Consider the following 17,979-nt stretch of genomic DNA (forward strand, 5'->3'; position numbering starts at 1 on the left):
TCTTCGAGAATGCCGAATTGAAGCGGGAAAACAACATCGTGGCAATCCCGACTTTGACTATGGCGCCGATTGCGCAAGCCGGTCCAGCCGCCGCCTTTTCTCCGTGACTAGTCGCGTGGATCGAGGTTGCGGAGCATTTGACGGATGACCTTGAGGAAGATCTCGAAATCTTCCGGGTCGATGTCTTGGACAAGCTCTCCCTCATGCTCGAGCGCCGCCGAGAGCACTTCGTCGTGCTTGCGCCGACCATCGTCGGACAACCACCAGCGGCGCTTTCGCGTGTCTTTTTCGGATGCTTCAAAGCAGAGCAGGCCGCGCGTGTTGAGATCGCTCAGGGTCCGGCTTGCCGCGGATTTGTCCATGCGGATCACGTCACAGACGCGGCTTGCCGTGATCCCGGGTTCGATATTGAGCATCGACAGGATTCGCCATTCGACGATCCCGATCCCGAACCGTTCGCGGTAGTCCGCGGCGGTCCGTCGCTGCCAGGCATTGCTTGTCGCGTTGAGCAGGAACGGTGCGTAGTTGCGAATATCGATGATCCGATGTCCGTCCCGCAGGCAGGTCGGTTCCGAGATCCTAATGGATCCTGCTTGTGCTTGATCGTCCATTCCGCAATCCCATCAGATCAGCGTCAGATCATAGCCGGCCCGTTTGAGCGTGTCACGACCGGGTGGCGCCTGCAAAGCGAGGATTTTGCGCGCTTTCATGTGGACTTTCGGGTTGTTGATCGTTTCGGCGGCGGTCAGGGCGTCGCCGTCGAAGCGCAGCACCGAACCGTTCTCGCATTCGATACAATCGTCTTCGGGGAAAGCGAGGCCGGCGATCTGCAATTTAAGGTCGGATTGATCCGACCAGAACCACGGGACTGCTGCGTAAGGTGTGGCGGTGCCATGGGTGATCCGTTTGGCAATCGTGCGGGCGTGATCGGTGGCGGCCTGAACGCTTTCGAGCCGCACCAGCCGGCCGGTCCGCGGATCGGGGAAGACCGCGCAATCGCCGAGTGCAGAGATCGCCGGGTCAGCAGTCTGCAATTGCGCGTCGGTTACGATGCCGTTGTCGCATGGCAGGCCGGCTGCCTGGGCAAGCTCGACATTCGGTCGCACACCGGCAGCGAGCAGGATCAGATCCGCGTCGATCTTTTCGCCGTCGGGCAGGTGGATGCCGGTTTCGTCGACTTCTTTGACAGCCTGACCGAAGCACAGCCGAGTTCCCATTTGTAGGTGCATTTCGGCAAAGCGTGCGGCGATCGGGCTAGAAACCGCGCGCGCCATCGGGCGCTGGGCGGCCTCGGCCACGGTCACTTTGTGCCCCAACGCACGCGCGACGGCTGCAAACTCGAGCCCGATGAACCCGGCCCCGATTACGGCGCAGGTGCGCGGCCGGTCCAGCTCTTTCCGCAGCCTTTTGGCGTCTTCGAGGGTTCGCAGGTCCAAGGCATGCTCGAGTCCGTCGATCGGCGGCCGCAGATTACGGGTGCCAGTCGCGAGGATCAGATGGTCGTAACCGAGGGTCTTGGAGCCAAGAAGTACATGGCCGGTGTCCCGGACGATGCTATCGACACGTGTGCCTGTTACCAAGGTGATGTCGTGCTTTTCGAAGAAGGCTGCCGGTCGCAGCGTCAAGGCATCGGCCGCACCTGTCTTGAGGTAGGCCTTGGACAATGGCGGACGTTGGTAGGGCAGCCCCGGCTCTTCACCGATCAGTGAGATCCGTCCCGTGAACCCTTCGGTCCGCAGGCTCATCGCCGCTTGAAGGCCGCCTTGACCAGCCCCGACGATGACCACGTGTTCCGACACGCCTGACATCAGAGTTGCGACGATGGCAGGTGCACGACAAGACCGTCAAGCTCGGCCGTCAGTTTGATCTGGCAAGACAGGCGCGAGGTGTCCTTTACGTCGTCTGCCGCGCAATCAAGCATGTCGTCTTCGCCGTCCTTGCGTGGGCCGGTCCGGTCGGACCAAGCATCGTCGACATAGCAATGGCAGGTGGCACACATCATCGAACCACCGCATTCGCCGACGATACCATCGAGACCAGCGGAAATCGCCGTGGCCATCACGCTATCGCCCTCAGCACCGTCAAGGGTCGTCTCTGTGCCGTCGTGGGCGATGTAGGTGACTTTCACCATGTCTATTTCTCCTTAGTTCGGGATGAATTTCAGTGGCAACTGATCCAAGGCATGGATCGCGTTGTTCGGTCTCCAGACTGCGTCTCCGGCAGGTTCGATCCGCGCGACCCGTTCGGCCATGACCGACAGGATCGCTTCGATCTCGCCGCGGGCGATATTCTGCCCCACGCAGCCGTGGATTCCTGCACCGAAGGCCATGTGTCCAAGAGGTCGCCGGTCGATCCGGAAGGTCCCGGGATCGCCCCATTTTTCCGGATCGCTGTTTGCCGCCCCCAGAACGCAGATGATCTTGCTGCCCTCTTCGACCGGGTAACCGGCGATTTCGGTGTCGCGGGCAGCGGTGCGCCCAAAGGTGTGCACCGGCGAGGTAAAACGCAGGGTTTCTTCGATGGCCGGTCTGGCCAAGGTGATGTCCGCACGAAGCCGGTCCCACTCCGCCGGGTTGTTCGCAAGGCACCAAAGTGCATTTCCGATCCCTGTCACAGTGGTATCGACCCCGGCCGAAAGGAACGAGCGCACCAGCATGGCGGCTTCTGCTTCGGTGATGGTTCCGGCATCGGCTTCGGCATAGATCATGGCTCCCAGACCGTCGTCCGTCAGCCTGTCGCGGGCGCAGGCCGCCATGATCCACGGCCCGATGATCGCATTGCGTTCCAGTGCCTGCCGGCGCAGCGCATTGTCCGGACCCATGGCGTTGAAAACGCAGGAGCCGTAGTCGACGAGGTGCCGATGATGCACATCCCGCATGCCGACCGCTTTCGGAAAGACGGTCACGGGAAACCGCTCGGCTAGGCCTGTGACGGCCTCGAAGCTGCTTTCACGCAGAAGATCGTCTACGATGATTTCCGCCTCGGCCCGGAACATGTCCGCGAGGGATTTGACCACCTTGGGCGATAGCGCCTTTGCCATGATACGCCGCGTCCGCGTGTGATCGGGCGGATCGACCTCCAGAATGATCGACGGCGGACGCCACGGTTCTTCGAGCGCAAAATCGTTCAGCCCGACGCCGCGGGAAGAGATGAAATTCTCATGGTTGGTGAACAACTTGTGAGCGCTTGCATACTGCCCAACGGCCAGAATGCTGTAGCGCGGAATATAGACGACCGGGCCAAGCTCGCGCAATTTCGCATAATAGGCGTCGGGATTGGCCAGAATGGCCTCGTCGTAGGGATCGACATCCCAGACCGGGATACCGTCGGCCGGAGTGATCGGCTTGTGGCCTTCGATGAGTGTCATAGTTTCGCTTCCTTCTCAGACGTCCAAGCCCACACCGACGTGTCGATGCAGCAAGGTCGGGTCATCTCGTAGGTCTTGCGCAGGCCCGTCGTGGACGATGGTGCCATTTGCCATGAGGACGGCGCGGGTCGCAAAGGCGAGCGCGGCCTCTGCATGTTGCTCGACCAGCACGACCGACCGTTTTGAATCGCTGGCGAGATTTTCGAAGACCTCCATGAGTTGCTCGCAAATCACCGGAGCCAGCCCTTCGAGCGGTTCGTCGAGCAGAATGACGTCGGGCTGTGTCATCAGCGTGCGCGCAATGGCCAGCATTTGCTGTTCGCCGCCGGAAAGCTGCATGCCACCGTTGCGCCGCCGCTCTTTGAGGCGGGGGAAGAGCGCATATGCCTCGTCCAATGTGGCATCGCCGCGCATTGCAGACTGGAGGTTTTCCTCCACCGTCAATGACGGGAAGATGTCTCGCGTTTGCGGCACGAGCCCCAGCCCGAGCCCGTTGCGCCGGAATGGTTGCAGATCACCAATGTCCTTTCCGCGCAATTGCACTTGCCCGTCGTGCAGCCGCGTCAGCCCCATGAGCGTGCCCAGTAGGGTTGTCTTTCCGGCGCCGTTTCGCCCGATCATCGCCAGCCGCTCGCCCGGATAGATGGCAAGGTCGATCCCTCGCAGGATGTGCGTTGGCCCGTAACCTGCAGTGACGTTTTTCATCTCGATGACTGGATCAGCCATGTCCGCCTCCCAGATAGAGTTCGCGGACTTTGGCGTCGGCGGCGATCTCTCGCGGTGTCCCCTCGGTAAGGATGCGGCCCTGAACCAAGACGACAATGGATTGCGCCACTTTGAACACGAGATCCATATCGTGTTCGATCACTAGCACCGCCAGATTTGCGGGCAGGTTGGCAATCGCGTCGGTAATCAGATGGGTCTCTCCGGAGGGTACGCCAGCGGCCGGTTCATCGAGGATCAGCACCCGCGGTTTCAGCGCCAGTGTCAAAGCCAGTTCGACAAGTCGTTGCTGTCCGTAGGCCAGATTGGCCACCTGCCGGTCGGCCAGCTTTGAGAGATCGAATTGCGCCATGAGAGCCTCGACCTCGGCCTCGACCTTTGGGTCGCCATCGGCGCGGCGCAGCATTCGAAAACCCCGGTTCTCACGCTCCAGCACCGGCAGTCGCAGGTTTTCCCGCACGGTCAGTTTGGGAAACAACGTCGTGACCTGAAACGTCTTGGCAATGCCAAGTTTGACCCGTCGCGCTTCGCCCAGACGGCCGATGTCGCGCCCGTCAAAATGAATTGTTCCGCTCGACGGCTCTAGGATCCCGGTGACGAGGTTGGCAAAGGTGCTCTTGCCCGCGCCGTTGGGCCCGATCAGCGCCTTGCGGTCACCCGGCCGGAGATCGAAGTCGATATCCTCCGATACCACCAGTCCACCAAAATTCTTGGTCAGTCCCCGAACCTCAAGCCCCGCCATTGCGACCTCCCTTGATCAGCCGCGTTACAGCCGCAGGCAACGAGATCAGGCCGGACGGCAGGAAGAATACGACCGCCAGCACCATCGCCCCGATGACGAAGAGCCAGTTGAACGGGTCGTTCGCTGCCGCGGTATGGTGCACCCACATGAAGACCACGGTCCCTATCGCCGCACCGTAGAGCCGCCCCATCCCACCAAGGATCAGCATGATCATCGCCTCGGCCGAGAGCGCGAAGGCAAAGGTTTCAAGGCTGACCAACTGGCTGATCTGCGCGGTCAGCGCGCCCGCGATCCCGGCAATGGCGCCGCCGACGACATAGGCCGCCAGCCGCCGCCAATAGACCGGGGCGCCAATCGCCATCATCCGGTCTGGGCTCTCATGGATGCCGCGCAGTCCCAGCCCGAACGGCGACCGCACAAGGATGACGAGGAAGGCGAACACGAGGGCCGCAACTCCGAAAGTGTACCAGTATCCGGTGACCCCGATGAAATCGAACTCGAAGATCCCAAACACCGGGTCCATCCGGATGCCACGCAGGCCGTCCGCCCCGCCGGTGACACCGCGCGCCCGATTGGCGATCTCGTGGCAGATCGAGGCTACGGCGATGGTCAGCATGATCAGGGTCAACCCCGATGCCCGCATCAGTACGAATCCCGAGATCAGTGCCAGTATCGCGCCGGCCAATGCCCCGGCGATCAGGCCGGCGAAAGGGTCGGCCCAGATATGGATGGCAAACAGACCCGCCGCGTAGGCTCCGGCCCCGTACATTGCTCCCTGTCCAAGGGTAGGGATACCGGCATAGCCAAGGACGAGGTCCAGCGACAGCACGAGGATCACCATAATCACGATCCGTGTCGCGAAGGCGAGGTTGTAGGGAAACAAGAAGAACAGCGCAACGCCCAGCAGGATCAGGGCGAGCGGTGCAATCAGGTTACGCATCGCTCATTCCCTCCCCAGCAGGCCTTGCGGGCGCATGGCGAGCAGCGCGATCACAAGGGCGAAGAACGTAATGGTGGACAGGTCTGGCACCAGATAGCGGGTCGCTGTTTCCAGCAGCCCCAATCCGATGGCCGCCAGAAAGGAGCCGAGGATCGATCCCATGCCGCCGACCGCGACGACGATCAGGAACAGCACCATGTAGCGCAGCGGGTAATAGGCATCGATGGGCAGAAGCTCCGCCCCCATGATCCCGCCCAGCGCGGCCAACCCCGCCCCAAGACCGAAGGTGATCATGTAGATCCGGTCGGTATTGATCCCATGTGCCGAGGCGATTGCCCGGTTGTCGACTGCTGCGCGCAGTCGAACGCCGAACCGCGTCCTGTCGATCAGGATCCACAGTCCGAGAGTAACCGAGAGCCCCAGACCGATCACCGCAATGCGGTGAGCAGGCAGAGTTCGGAACCCCAGATCGACGGATTGGTTGAGGATTTCCGGCATTGCTACGGCGAGCAACGTCGACCCCAGCCACCAATTCACGGTGGCGATCATCAGGAACGTCAGCCCGATCGTGGCGAGCACCTGCTGCAACTCGCCAAAGCCATAGACACGCCGGTAGATGACCCGCTCGAGTGGCAAGGCGATGGCGATCGTTCCGGCCAGCGCCAGTAGTAGTGTTAGCCCGAAGCCCAACCCCATCTGCGTTCCGAATACATGCGCCAACGCGCCGCCGATCATGGCAAATCCACCATGGGCGAGGTTGACCACTCGCATCAGGCCCATCGTGACCGACAGGCCGACTGCGATCATGAACAAGATCATGCCGTAGGCGACACCGTCGACGACTATGTTCAGGAAAAGTCCCATGATATCCCCAAATCCGGCAGGTTGCGGGCAACCGGAGCTGCCCGCAGGTTTGTCAGATTACTGATCCCAGCCTAGATCGCCGACGGTGGCGATGATCCCGGTCTCGAAGTTTTCGAGCAGTCCGGTCTCTTCGTTTCGCTGCACGACGCGGTGATATACGTTCTGGATCACAGTGCGACTCTCGGGGTCCATGACGAGCGGTCCGCGTGGGCTTTCCCATTCGAGGCCAAGCGCGTGCTCGACGGCGGCGGGGCCGTCCGATCCGGCAGCTTCGATCATTTCGTAGATCAGATGCACGCCATCATAGGCGCCGACCGACGCCCAGTTGACCGCCGCCGGGTCGTCCATTTCCGCAATGGCGGCCAGGAATTCCCGGTTCATGTCGGAGTCGTGGGCTGCCGAATAGTGGTAGGCGGTGTTCAACCCGATGGCCGCATCACCGAGCGCTTGCAGATTGCTCTCTTCGGTTTCGGCGGTGCCGAGGAACTCGATGCCTGCTTCGCGCAGACCGTTTTCGTTGTAGGTGCGCGTGTAGGCAAAGGTCGTCGGGCCACCTGGCACGAAGACGAAGACCGCGTCCGGCTCTGCTGCCCGCACGCTTTGCAGGAAGGGCGTGAAGTCGGTCGTGGACAATGGCATCCGCACCGCGTCGATGACCTCACCGCCGCGTGCCTCGAATGCAGCCGTAAAGCCGTTTTCGGCATCGATGCCGGGGCCGTAGTCCGCCACCGTGGTGATTACGGTGCGGATACCCTGATCATAGGCCCAGTCTGCGATGGGCGCGGAAACCTGCCACAGCGTAAAGCTGGTGCGCAGAAAGAATTCGCTGTCTCGGTTGATCGAGGATGTGGCTGCGTTGAAGATCACCGTGGGCGTTTCGGACTGCGTGATCAGCGGTGCAACGGCGAGCGCGTTCGGTGTGAACGTGAAACCTGCGAGGTAGTCGACCTGATCGCGGATCAGCAATTCCTGGGCGAGGCTCCGCGAAAGATCGGGGTTGATGCCACCGGAATCGCGGAAGATGAACTCGATCTCGTGCTCGCCCACGCTGGTGCCATGTTTGGCCTGATAGGCGGCGATCGCCTGTTCATACTGCGTCCCATACAACGCGAAAGGGCCCGAGAATGGCGCAATGACGCCCACTCGGATCGTGTCTGCGAACGCCGCCCCCGTCACCACTGCCGACAGTGTGACACCAAGCGCCACGGCATTTTTGAGTTTCATGTTTTCCTCCCTGGATGATGCGCCTTCTCCTCAAGACGCACTAGTTGATAAATCAACTTGATGCAGTTTAGCCAGATTGGTTGATGAGTCAACTGGCTTATCGTGCTCATCATTCGAGCCGCACCGGCATGTTTATCGGACCGCGGAAACCGAAACCGCGCCATTTCACGGAGGCCGGGTCCGGAAGGGTCATGTTTGGGAAACGTTCGAACAACATCGGGAGCATGATCGCTCCGACAGTGCGGCGCGATACATGTGCGCCGGCGCAATGATGCGGCCCGGAGCCAAACGATTGATGAGTGGCCTTGTCCCTGAATACGTTAAAGGATTCGCCGTCCTCATAGACCTCTTCGTCGCGGTTCGCGGAGGCTTGTATCGTCATGAGCGCATCGCCCTTCTTGACGTCGAACCCCCGGATCTCGATGTCTTCCACGGCGATGCGCGTGCTCGCTTGGATCGGCGCGACCCAGCGCACCCCTTCCTCGAACACCTGTCCCCAGCATTCCTGCCGCCGTGCTTCTTCGAGTTGGTCGGGATTGGTGAGCAGCCCGTAGATCATCGTGGCCAAGGCATCGCGGGGTTCGTTGATTCCCCCTCCGATGGCGATCTTCAGATTGGCGTAGATCTGGCTCATCGGGATCGGGTTTTCCGCATTGAGCATGATGGCGAAGGCCGACGGGTTCGGCTCGGCCCGGTGCTTTGGCACCAACTCATCGAAGAGCGCGTTCATTTCTGCATTGGCCCGATCCGAAATGGCGAACAGCTCTGGCTTCCAGCCGAAGTTGCCTGCCCCATCGATGAGGGATTGCGACCAGTCGATCATCTCGTCGTCGCTGGCTTCGGGCATGCCGAGGATATGCGCCAGAATGCGCGCCGCCACCGGGGCACAGAGTTCGGAAAACAGGTCCACGACCTCACCCCGGGGCAGGCGATCCAAATAGTCGTTGGCAATTTCACGATAGAGCGGAGCCCAATGCGCCTCGATCGTTTTGGGCGCGTAGGCCTTGGCCATCGCCATTCGTTCGCGCACGTGCTCTGGCCCATCCTTGCGCATCAGGGTGTGTGCCTGAAATGCAGGGTGCATCGGGGTGCCCGGATCGTTCGAGCTGAACATGGCGGGGTTGTCCTTGACCCATTTCGTATCAGCCGCCTTTGTCAAAAAGGTGCGCTTGACCGAGGCCACGTGCAAAACCGGGCTTTCCGCGCGCAACCGTCGATAAATCGGATAGGGATCAAGAGTGAGATCCTCGATAGTGATCTCGTTGTTCACTGGGACCGTGGGCATAGCAGCACTCCTTTCCTCCCGTCAGAGCATCGCATGTGCAGAGACACTAACATCGTTGCCTTGCATCAAGCCAGTTGCTAGGATTGATATCCGCCATCAATAAATTCGATTGAGGTGTCGCCAGTGCGCTCCAAGACCCCTGATGCTCTATCAGTCGATTTCGCGGCGCTGGATACGCTCTGCCGCGTTCATGGGTTGGCTTCCTTCACCCGTGCGGCGCAGGCGCTGGGCGTCAATCAATCCGCCGTCAGTTACACTATTGAGAAACTGCGCCGGGTCTTTGGCGACCCGCTATTTGTCAAGGAAGCGGGCAACCAGGTGCCGACCCCACGCTGTGATGCGATCGTAACCCAATCGCGTCGGCTGTTGGACTCCTATAGGGACATGGCCACGTCAGATACGTTTGACCCCTCGGTGGCGCAGGCTGAAATCACCATTGCTTGTAACTACTATGAGCGCGTCTTGATGATTCCGATCATCGCGCGCCGATTCCAGAAGGAAGCGCCGGGCATTCGGCTGACAATTGTCAATTCGTCCAGCGACGGAGCCTTGCGGCTTCTGGAGGGCCAAGCCGATCTTTTGCTCGGACCGTTTCAGCCGGGAGAGTCCGGGATCTACATTCAGGAGCTCTTCGACGAGGAGTATGTCTGCCTCATGGATCCCGATCATCCGGCTGCCCAGACCGTGCCGGATATGTCGACATATCTGACATTCAACCATCTTGCCGTGACCTACGGAGGCACGTGGAAATCCCGGTTCCTGCAAGTGATCGAAGATGCCGGTCACGATCTGAACATTACGATGAAGGTTCCGAGTCCCGCAGGGATCGGGCAGCTTGTAACCGGCACTCAGTTGGTCGCGACTGTGCCCGCCAGGTTGGCGCAGCGGATCGGTGCGGAGCAGGCCATCGTGCCCTGCCCGGTGCCTGCGGAATTCAAGCTCACGATGGTCTGGACCGCGCGCACACAGTCCTCGCCGTTGCATAACTGGGTCCGAGCGACCATCCGGGAATGTCTCGACGAGGGCTTTGGGTAAACCAAGCCGCTGTGCTTGGCCACAATTTCGGCAAAAGGCACTGCAGCGGACAATTCTTCGCCATGGCTGATTGCACAGGTCTGCCGTTTTGATCTCGATCAAGTCGCCGAGGCCAATGTTGTCTATGCTGCAGCATGGTTTACGAAACAATGTCCCAGCAGGAATTGGCATTCCGGGCTCATGGCCTGACCAAGACATACGGCGAAGGCCGTTCGGCTGTTCATGCGCTTCGCGGTGTCGATCTTGAGATCGGACGCGGTGAAATCGTGGTCTTGTTGGGCCCGTCGGGCAGCGGCAAGTCCACGCTGCTCAACATATTGGGCGGGCTGGACAAGGCCAGCGCCGGTGAAGCGTGGTTTGAAGGGCATTGCCTAACCAGCATGACCGATCGCGCCCTGACGGGCTATCGACGCAACCATGTGGGATTTGTCTTTCAGTTCTACAACCTGATGCCCAGCTTGACCGCGCGGGAGAACGTGGAGCTTGTGACTGAAATCGCAAAGCACCCGATGTCTCCGGAGGATGCTCTGCACCTCGTAGGTCTGGGCGCCCGTCTCGACCACTTTCCGGCTCAGCTTTCGGGAGGCGAGCAGCAGCGCGTTGCGATCGCACGGGCGGTGGCCAAGCAGCCCGACGTGCTGTTCTGCGACGAACCGACCGGCGCGCTCGACAGCACCACCGGGCGTGCCGTTCTGCGAGTGCTGCAGGACGTGAACGAAAAGCTGGGGACGACAGTGTTGATCATCACCCATGCTGCAGCGACGGCCGCGATGGCGGACCGCGTCATCCACTTCGCGGATGGTGCGATCCGCGATGTCGTGTTGAATGACGCGCCTCTCTCTGCCGAAGAGATCGAGTGGTGAGCCCGCTCCACGCAAAGTTGTTTCGCGACCTGTGGCGCATAAAAGGTCAGGCTCTGGCAATCATGCTGGTGATCGGCATCGGTGTAGCTTTGCAGGTCATGATGTCGGGCTTTGTAGCATCCCTCACGCAGACCCGCGACGCCTACTATGAGCGTCAGCAGTTCGCGCAGGTCTTCGCGCCGGTTGCCCGTGCGCCGGAACGCGTGGCGCGGAGGCTGAGCGACATTCGAGGTGTCGCGGTAGTTGAAACCCGCATTTCCGGCAGCGCCTTGATCGACATTCCGTCCCGAGACTTGCCTGTCTCGGCTCGCATTCTGTCGCTTCCTGCCTACGGGATGCGCCACCTCAACGAAATTCGTCTGACGGCGGGTCGCCGCCCAGAGTCGGGCAAGATCCATGAAATCGTTCTGTTGGACAGCTTTGCTTCCGCCCACGACATCGTGCCCGGCGATCAGATCCACGTGACCCTGAACGGCGCATACCGCGCTTTCGACGTTGTCGGCACGGCGCAGTCGCCCGAATTCATCTATTACGCAGCGCCCGGCGAAATGATTCCGGACGACGCCCGGTTTGGGGTCATCTGGATCGGCCGCCCCGCGCTGGCGGCGGCGCTTGACCTGAAGGGGGCCTTCAACGAGGTGCTTCTGACGCTGTTGCGCGGCACCGACGTGGATGCGGTGTTGGACGACGTCGACCGCGTGCTCGACCCGTTTGGTGCTCCCGGTGCGTACGGATTGGCGGACCACCCGTCGAACAGGTTTTTGTCAGAAGAGATCGCGGGGCTTGAAATCTCGGCCAAGAACGTCCCGCCGGTGTTCATGCTCGTCGCTGCTTTCCTGCTCTATATCGTGACCAGCAGGATGATCCAGTCAGAGCGCGAAGAGATCGGACTGATGAAGGCCTTTGGATATTCCGATACCGAGGTCAGCAGTCACTATCTGCAACTGGTGGTCATCATCGCGCTTGGAGGGGCCGTGTTCGGTTGCTTCTTGGGGGTGCTTCTGGGCCGTTTGACGATCCCGATCTACACGACCTACTACAAGCTCCCGTTCCTGTTGTTTCGCTTGGAGTTGGCGTCCTTCGCAAGTGGCATTCTGACCAGTGTGCTCGTCGCCTCGTTGGGCGGAGCCTTGGCTCTGCGCAGGGTCTTCCGGATGACCCCGGCGGAGGCGATGCGCCCGCCCTCGCCCCCCGATTACTCGAAGGCCGGTGCGTTTGGCACTCGTCTGGTGCGCCACCTCGATCAACCGACGCGCATGGTCCTGCGTCGCCTCGTGCGACAACCGTGGCGCATGTTGGGCGCTGTAACCGGCGTTGCGGCGGGGATGGCGCTCAGCCTCTCGATGCTGATCATCTACGAGGGCTTTGACGAGGCGCTCGACCGGACCTTCAACGTCATAGACCGCTCTGACGCGTCGGTGAGCTTTGTTGCGAACGCGCCCAGCCGAACGATTTTTGAATTGCAGCGATTGCCCGGCGTCACCCTTGCCGAGCCTGTTCGGAATGTGCCGGTAGTCCTTCGAAGCGGGCGGAAGAGTTATTCGGGAGCGATCACGGGGCTCGCGCCTGATGCTCAGTTGTTTCGGGCGCTGGACGCCGATGTCGAGCCCATTTCGCTGCCCGCTCGTGGCATCGTTCTGTCGGCGCCGCTGGCCGATATCCTCGATGTGTCGATTGGAGACGAAATCGTCGTCGATATCCGGCAGGGTAGTCAGCCGACCGTGGTCGCCCCGGTCTCCGGCATCGCGGAAAGTCTGATGGGCTCTCCCGCTTATATGGACCTGGAAGCATTGAACCGTCTCCTTGGTGAGCCGATGCGGATTTCAGGGGCCTATGTCTCGATCAATGACGGCGAGCAGGCTGACGTCTATTCCGCCCTCAAGGACATGCCGATGGTGGCCGGGGTGAGTCTGCGGATCGAGGCAGAGCGGGCGTTTCAGCAGATCATGGACCAAGGGGCCGGGTCGTCGCGCTTCATCATGGGCTTCATGGCTTTCGCGATCACATTCGGAATTATCTACAACGTGGCCCGTGTTGCCCAGGACGAGCGTGCCCGCGATTTGGCCAGCTTGCGTGTGATGGGGTTCTATCACGGCGAGACCGCTTTCGTCCTGTTGGGCGAGCTGGCCGCAGTGATACTGGTGGCATTGCCTCTGGGTGTCGGACTGGGCACCGCGTTGTCGCATCTCATTGCTGCCGGATTTTCGACCGATCTCTATCAGATACCGGTTGTCTCGGCCCCCAACGCCTATGGCACCTCCATTTCCGTTGTCGTCGTCGCGGCCCTCGCCTCGGGGTGGATCGTGCAGCGCGACATCGGTGCTTCGGACATCACCCTAGCCCTCAAGACAAGGGAATAGCCCATGCCCAAACGCGCGAAACTGTCTCGGAATGTCCTGATCGTCGGGGCGATCGCCGCTGTCGCGGCCACGATTGTTCTGACGATGATGCCAAAGCCGACCGAGGTCGATCTGGGCAAGGTCGTCCGCGGCGACTTGACCGTGACGATTGATGAAGAGGGCCGCACGCATGTGCGAGAGACCTACACGGTCTCGACCCCGGTCGCTGGACGCCTTTTGCGCGTTCAAGTCCATCCCGGCGATTCCGTGGTCCGAGGTGAAACGGTCGTGGCGCAGATGCGTCCGATCAACCCGACGGTGTTGGATAGTAGAACCCGCGAACAGGCCAGCGCGGCCGTGGATGCCGCAACGGCCGCGCTTCGCCTTGCGCAAGCCAACCTGAACGCAGCCGAGGCAAGCGAGCAGCTGGCGACTACGGAGTACGAGCGCACACTCTCGCTCTACGAGAGCGGAATCGCGAGTCAGGCGGCATTGGAGCGGGCCGAAGGCGCCATGCGATCCGGCCGGGCGAGCCGCGAAACGGCGGAGGCCGCAATCGCAATGCGCGAGGCGGAGTTGGCCAATGCACGGGCCAGCCTGATCGCCCGCGACGACATCGGGCTGGCCAACGCGATTGGTGACGCCCGAGGCGACGAGATCCCGCTCTACTCACCTATTGACGGCCGCATCCTGCAGGTCTTGCAGGAAAGCGAGACGACGTTGCCTGCTGGCGCCCCCATCATGGAGATCGGTGACATTGCCTCCGATCTGGAGGTGGTCGTCGAGCTCATATCCTCCGATGCTGTTCAGGTCGGTGTAGGAGATCCCGTCATCCTGCGCGACTGGGGCGGTGTGAATGAGCTTCGCGGTGAGGTCAGGCGTATCGATCCGTTCGGTGTTACCAAATACTCGGCACTTGGCGTCGAAGAGCAGCGCGTCCGCGTCGAAATCGCGCTTCTCAGCCCGGTGGAGCAACGTCCCGGCTTGGGCCACGGATACCGCTTGGAGGCCGCAATCGTCATTTGGGAGGCCGAGGAGGTTCCTTTGGTTCCTTCAAGTGCCTTGTTTCGGGAGGACGGTCTCTGGTCCGTATTCGTGGCGATCGACGGCATCGCCAGACTCACCAATGTCGAGATTGGTGAGAGCGACGGTATCGCAACGGAAGTGCTGGATGGCTTGACCGAGCAGGATAGGGTCGTGCTCTACCCGTCCGCCGCGATTGAAGACGGCAGCAGGATCGTGGCTCGCTCCGACGAATGACCGGCTGCGCAATTATGACCTGTCATGACCGGATTTTGACTTGGGTCGTTTCGACAGTCGCCTTGATTTGCGCTAGGAGCGTCTTCGGCCTGTAATACCTGCTCCTCCGTTTCGGCCCGCCGAGGCTTCAAGGTCAAAGGCCGGCTGCGGATGCTTGACACCGGGCTGGCCAGACGGCGACGCTCGTCGGATCAAGACAGGATGGAAATGTAGTGAGTCGCATACTTGAGGACCTTTCAGGCGCACTTGTGGTGTCCTGCCAACCCGTCGTCGGCGGCCCTTTGGATCACCCGGAAATCGTCGCGGCGATGGCATTGGCCGCGCTGGACGGCGGCGCTCGGGGGCTTCGCATCGAAGGCATCGCCAATCTCAAAGCTGTGCGAGCGGTCACGGACGTGCCGATCATCGGTCTGGTCAAGCGGGACCTCGAAGGGTTCGAGCCACGCATCACCCCGATTGCCGCCGACGTTCTGGATCTTGCTGCCGCTGGCGCTGACATCATCGCAATCGACGCCACGGACAGGCCTCGACCGGACCGGTTGGAGCGTCTGATCGATACCATCCAATCAGTAGGGCGGCCGGCGATGGCGGATTGCTCGACTTTGGCCGAGGGTGTTCGCGCGGTTGACTACGGCGTCGAGGTCCTTGGCAGCACCATGTCGGGACATACCGGAGGGCCGATCCCGGATGGCCCTGATCTGGCGCTCGTCTCTTCGTTTGCCAAACTTGGCCGCTTTGTCGTCGCCGAGGGGCGATATCATCGCCCGGACCAAGCCGCGCGGGCCATCGAAGCGGGGGCGAATGCGGTTGTCGTCGGCTCCGCGATTACGCGACCGGAACATGTGGCCACGTGGTTTTCCGACGCGATCAAGTCGGTGCGGGGTGATGCGTCGTGACGGTTTCGCTGGCGGTCGATCTGGGCGGGACCAAGACGCTGGTGGCTCTGGTGGAGGGCCGTGATGTTCTGGACAGTCGTGCCGTCCCGACAGATCGGTCAGCCGGACCCGAGGCGTGGCTGAGCGCGATCGCCGAAGTGGCCGAGGCATGGCAAGGGCGGTATCGCGGTATTGGCATCACGGTCACTGGGCTTGTGTCCGGCGGACTTTGGCGACCGCTCAATCCAGAAACTCTGGCCTTGCCGGACATCGGTTTTCCTCTCGAGGAGCGTGCTGAGGCTTTGCTTGGCCGCTCAGTCACGTTGTGCAACGACGCGCAGGCGGCAGCATGGGGCGAATACGTTTTCGGCGCGGGCAAGGGCAGAGATATGGTCTTTTTGACCATCTCGACTGGGATAGGCGCCGGTATCGTTTTTCAGGGTCGGTTGCTGACGGGTCGACTGGGCCTTGCCGGCCATGCGGGCCAGTTGGTCGACATGGCCAGCGAGGCCGATGCCCCAATCGAAGATTGTTCTTCGGGCCGCTGGATCGCGCGGCATGCAGGCACAACGGATGCCCGCGCGGCGTTTGAAAAGGCGGACACGCGATCAACAGAGGCCATCGCCTTGTCGGCCCGGCGCGTTGCCCGATTGTGTCGGAACGTGCAGTTCTTGCTTGCCCCGGAGGTCATTCTCATTGGCGGCGGCGTTGGCTTGGCGGCTGGCTATTTGCCGCTTCTGCAGGGCGCATTGTCCGATTTGGACGACATCCGACGGCCCCACTTGGAACGCGCAATTCTGGGCGGCGACGCCGGGATCATAGGGATTGCGGCACTCGCCTCCGCCTCAGTTGAGCATTGACGGTTGATCATGTTAACATGATAATCAGATAGATTCCGGTGCGGCTGAGGTGTTTTGCTCTGGTTCAACTTCGGGGGGCGGAGATGGCGTCGACTGTTCTGATCGCTGGCCTTTTTCACGAAACGCATACGTTTCTGGCGCAAACCACGACCCTGGCTGAGTTCCGAAACGGTATTCTGACCGAAGGGGAAGAGATGCTGCGTGCAGCGCGCGGCAATGGCTCTCCGATGGACGGCGCGTTGAGCGTCGCCGATGAGGCAGGTTGGACGGTCGTCCCATCGATCCAGATGGCCGCAATGCCGAGCGGTATCGTCGAACAAGCTGCCGTCGACAGATTCGATACCCGGCTTTTTCGTGATTTGGCCGAGAATATAGATCAGATTGACGCGGTGATGCTGATCCTGCATGGCGCGATGGTAAGCGAAGACTGCGACGATGTGGAGGGAGCCTTACTCGCGCGGGTGTCCGCCAAGCTGGCCGAGGCCAATCGTGATATTCCAGTCGTCGCGGTCTTGGATCTGCATGCCAATGTTTCGCTGGATATGGTGAAGCATTCGACGGTTCTCGACGCTTATCGGGAAAATCCGCATAGCGATGCGCGAGAAACAGCTGTCCGCGCTGCGCGAACGCTTGAGAGCCTTTTGGCATCGCATCGCCCTGTTCATCAGTTGCATCGCTCGACGCCCTACGTGCTGCCGCCGACCGGTGTTGGAACTGGCGCAAACCCGATGCGGGCGGTGCTCGACCGTGCCCGTGCCATCGAGGCGGAAGTTCCTGAGATCATCGGGATCAACGTGATGGCCGGTTATGCTTATGCCGATATCCGGGATTGTGGATTCAGCCTGACTGCGGCGACCTTTGGCGACCCTGATCGCGCTGCCAGGTATCTGGAGGAGCTGGTCGGAGTGCTGGAAGCGCACTTGTCCGAAGGATACCCTGTCGAAGTGACGGTGGACGTCGCCCTTGCCCGTATCGACGGGCTTCCGCCGGGCAATGGTCCGGTTCTACTAATCGAAGCGGCGGACAACATTGGAGGTGGATCACCGGGTGACGCGACTGATATCCTAGGGCCGCTTCTTGCAATGGGGCGAACCGGAATTGTCGCCGCGATCAATGACCCCGAGGCTGTTGTGTTCTGCAGTGAGGCGGGCGTCGGAGCCCAAGTAACTCTGCAAATCGGGGCCAAGACCGATATCTTTCATGGCGAACCGGTTCAGATTTCGGCGACCGTCCGGTCATTGTCAGACGGCGTATTCGACCTTGAGAACCCAAAGTCGCATCTGGCGTCGATGCGTGGCACCCGGATTGAGATGGGCCCTTGTGCCGTGATCGAAAACGATCAAGCACTGATCCTTCTGACGACCTACAAGACGGCCCCGATGGATTTGGGTCACCTACATTCACAGGGTATTCGGCCAGAGGACGCCAGCTACGTCATCGTGAAGGCCGCCGTGTCACACAAGGCCGCCTATGATCCCATCGCCCGGGCGTCCTACAATGTGGACAGCGCTGGATTGTGCACGAGCAATCTGAGCCGACTTCCTTACGTGAAGCTGCGTGGCAAACAAATTGCGCCGGATGGGTCGAAGATCGGATAGGACG

General features: G+C 61.0%; 17 protein-coding genes. 7 read left to right on the forward strand and 10 right to left on the reverse strand.

Going from position 1 to position 17,979, the window contains the following annotated elements; translation table 11 throughout:
- Window positions 1-107 precede the first annotated feature (107 nt).
- The 10 genes from LOM8899_RS14955 to LOM8899_RS15000 form a co-directional block, all read right to left on the reverse strand.
- Window positions 108-611, reverse strand: coding sequence for a MarR family winged helix-turn-helix transcriptional regulator (locus tag LOM8899_RS14955; protein ID WP_093993056.1), 504 nt, complete (start codon window positions 609-611; stop codon window positions 108-110).
- Window positions 612-623: 12 nt separating this feature from the next.
- Window positions 624-1,808, reverse strand: coding sequence for an NAD(P)/FAD-dependent oxidoreductase (locus LOM8899_RS14960; protein ID WP_093993057.1), 1,185 nt, complete (start codon window positions 1,806-1,808; stop codon window positions 624-626).
- Entirely contained in the window at window positions 1,808-2,131 is a 324-nt protein-coding gene (locus LOM8899_RS14965) for a 2Fe-2S iron-sulfur cluster-binding protein (RefSeq protein WP_093993058.1), read from the reverse strand. Before LOM8899_RS14965 ends, LOM8899_RS14960 begins: the two co-directional genes overlap by 1 nt.
- Before the next feature lie 12 nt (window positions 2,132-2,143).
- Window positions 2,144-3,367 carry a cytochrome P450 gene (locus tag LOM8899_RS14970; protein ID WP_093993059.1) on the reverse strand — a complete coding sequence of 408 codons (1,224 nt, stop codon included), beginning with the start codon at window positions 3,365-3,367 and terminating at the stop codon, window positions 2,144-2,146.
- A gap of 15 nt (window positions 3,368-3,382) precedes the next feature.
- Entirely contained in the window at window positions 3,383-4,093 is a 711-nt protein-coding gene (locus LOM8899_RS14975; RefSeq protein ID WP_093993060.1) for an ABC transporter ATP-binding protein, read from the reverse strand.
- Complete coding sequence (locus LOM8899_RS14980) at window positions 4,086-4,832, reverse strand: ABC transporter ATP-binding protein (RefSeq protein ID WP_093993061.1); 747 nt, start codon at window positions 4,830-4,832, stop codon at window positions 4,086-4,088. The genes LOM8899_RS14975 and LOM8899_RS14980 overlap by 8 nt, the downstream gene beginning before the upstream one ends.
- Complete coding sequence (locus LOM8899_RS14985; protein ID WP_093993062.1) at window positions 4,819-5,772, reverse strand: branched-chain amino acid ABC transporter permease; 954 nt, start codon at window positions 5,770-5,772, stop codon at window positions 4,819-4,821. Before LOM8899_RS14985 ends, LOM8899_RS14980 begins: the two co-directional genes overlap by 14 nt.
- 3 nt (window positions 5,773-5,775) lie before the next feature.
- Entirely contained in the window at window positions 5,776-6,636 is an 861-nt protein-coding gene (locus tag LOM8899_RS14990; RefSeq protein WP_093993063.1) for a branched-chain amino acid ABC transporter permease, read from the reverse strand.
- 57 nt (window positions 6,637-6,693) lie between these two features.
- On the reverse strand, window positions 6,694-7,860 hold the full coding sequence (locus LOM8899_RS14995) for an ABC transporter substrate-binding protein (RefSeq protein ID WP_093993064.1): 1,167 nt from the start codon (window positions 7,858-7,860) through the stop codon (window positions 6,694-6,696).
- Window positions 7,861-7,969: 109 nt separating this feature from the next.
- Complete coding sequence (locus LOM8899_RS15000; protein WP_093993065.1) at window positions 7,970-9,145, reverse strand: cytochrome P450; 1,176 nt, start codon at window positions 9,143-9,145, stop codon at window positions 7,970-7,972.
- 123 nt (window positions 9,146-9,268) lie between these two features.
- Here LOM8899_RS15000 and LOM8899_RS15005 point away from each other — a divergent pair, with 123 nt between their 5' ends.
- The 7 genes from LOM8899_RS15005 to LOM8899_RS15035 all read left to right on the forward strand — a co-directional run bounded on the left by LOM8899_RS15005 (window position 9,269) and on the right by LOM8899_RS15035 (window position 17,975).
- Entirely contained in the window at window positions 9,269-10,180 is a 912-nt protein-coding gene (locus LOM8899_RS15005) for a LysR family transcriptional regulator (protein WP_093993066.1), read from the forward strand.
- A 134-nt stretch (window positions 10,181-10,314) separates the two neighbouring features.
- A complete protein-coding gene (locus tag LOM8899_RS15010) occupies window positions 10,315-11,043 on the forward strand; it encodes an ABC transporter ATP-binding protein (RefSeq protein WP_245820557.1) in 729 nt (242 codons plus the stop codon).
- Window positions 11,040-13,403, forward strand: a complete 2,364-nt coding sequence (locus LOM8899_RS15015; protein WP_245820558.1) for an ABC transporter permease — start codon at window positions 11,040-11,042, stop codon at window positions 13,401-13,403. The genes LOM8899_RS15010 and LOM8899_RS15015 overlap by 4 nt, the downstream gene beginning before the upstream one ends.
- A gap of 3 nt (window positions 13,404-13,406) precedes the next feature.
- A complete protein-coding gene (locus LOM8899_RS15020) occupies window positions 13,407-14,642 on the forward strand; it encodes an efflux RND transporter periplasmic adaptor subunit (RefSeq protein ID WP_093993069.1) in 1,236 nt (411 codons plus the stop codon).
- A gap of 212 nt (window positions 14,643-14,854) precedes the next feature.
- Window positions 14,855-15,538, forward strand: coding sequence for an N-acetylmannosamine-6-phosphate 2-epimerase (locus LOM8899_RS15025; RefSeq protein ID WP_211096209.1), 684 nt, complete (start codon window positions 14,855-14,857; stop codon window positions 15,536-15,538).
- Window positions 15,535-16,377: an ROK family protein gene (locus tag LOM8899_RS15030; RefSeq protein WP_093993070.1), complete on the forward strand. Its 843-nt coding sequence runs from the start codon at window positions 15,535-15,537 to the stop codon at window positions 16,375-16,377. The genes LOM8899_RS15025 and LOM8899_RS15030 overlap by 4 nt, the downstream gene beginning before the upstream one ends.
- Window positions 16,378-16,460: 83 nt before the next feature.
- Window positions 16,461-17,975 (forward strand): M81 family metallopeptidase, encoded by a 1,515-nt coding sequence (locus LOM8899_RS15035; protein WP_093993071.1) that lies wholly within the window; start codon window positions 16,461-16,463, stop codon window positions 17,973-17,975.
- Window positions 17,976-17,979: the final 4 nt, after the last annotated feature.

This window comes from Flavimaricola marinus (assembly GCF_900184895.1).
Taxonomy (GTDB): Bacteria; Pseudomonadota; Alphaproteobacteria; order Rhodobacterales; family Rhodobacteraceae; genus Flavimaricola; species Flavimaricola marinus.

Excerpts from the sequence above, each read along its gene's own strand:
- LOM8899_RS14955 (WP_093993056.1), bottom strand. The coding sequence starts at position 611 with ATGGACGATCAAGCACAAGCAGGATCCATTAGGATCTCGGAACCGACC.
- LOM8899_RS14960 (WP_093993057.1), bottom strand. The coding sequence starts at position 1,808 with ATGTCAGGCGTGTCGGAACACGTGGTCATCGTCGGGGCTGGTCAAGGC.
- LOM8899_RS14965 (WP_093993058.1), bottom strand. The coding sequence starts at position 2,131 with ATGGTGAAAGTCACCTACATCGCCCACGACGGCACAGAGACGACCCTT.
- LOM8899_RS14970 (WP_093993059.1), bottom strand. The coding sequence starts at position 3,367 with ATGACACTCATCGAAGGCCACAAGCCGATCACTCCGGCCGACGGTATC.
- LOM8899_RS14975 (WP_093993060.1), bottom strand. The coding sequence starts at position 4,093 with ATGGCTGATCCAGTCATCGAGATGAAAAACGTCACTGCAGGTTACGGG.
- LOM8899_RS14980 (WP_093993061.1), bottom strand. The coding sequence starts at position 4,832 with ATGGCGGGGCTTGAGGTTCGGGGACTGACCAAGAATTTTGGTGGACTG.
- LOM8899_RS14985 (WP_093993062.1), bottom strand. The coding sequence starts at position 5,772 with ATGCGTAACCTGATTGCACCGCTCGCCCTGATCCTGCTGGGCGTTGCG.
- LOM8899_RS14990 (WP_093993063.1), bottom strand. The coding sequence starts at position 6,636 with ATGGGACTTTTCCTGAACATAGTCGTCGACGGTGTCGCCTACGGCATG.
- LOM8899_RS14995 (WP_093993064.1), bottom strand. The coding sequence starts at position 7,860 with ATGAAACTCAAAAATGCCGTGGCGCTTGGTGTCACACTGTCGGCAGTG.
- LOM8899_RS15000 (WP_093993065.1), bottom strand. The coding sequence starts at position 9,145 with ATGCCCACGGTCCCAGTGAACAACGAGATCACTATCGAGGATCTCACT.
- LOM8899_RS15010 (WP_245820557.1), top strand. The coding sequence starts at position 10,315 with ATGGTTTACGAAACAATGTCCCAGCAGGAATTGGCATTCCGGGCTCAT.
- LOM8899_RS15020 (WP_093993069.1), top strand. The coding sequence starts at position 13,407 with ATGCCCAAACGCGCGAAACTGTCTCGGAATGTCCTGATCGTCGGGGCG.
- LOM8899_RS15035 (WP_093993071.1), top strand. The coding sequence starts at position 16,461 with ATGGCGTCGACTGTTCTGATCGCTGGCCTTTTTCACGAAACGCATACG.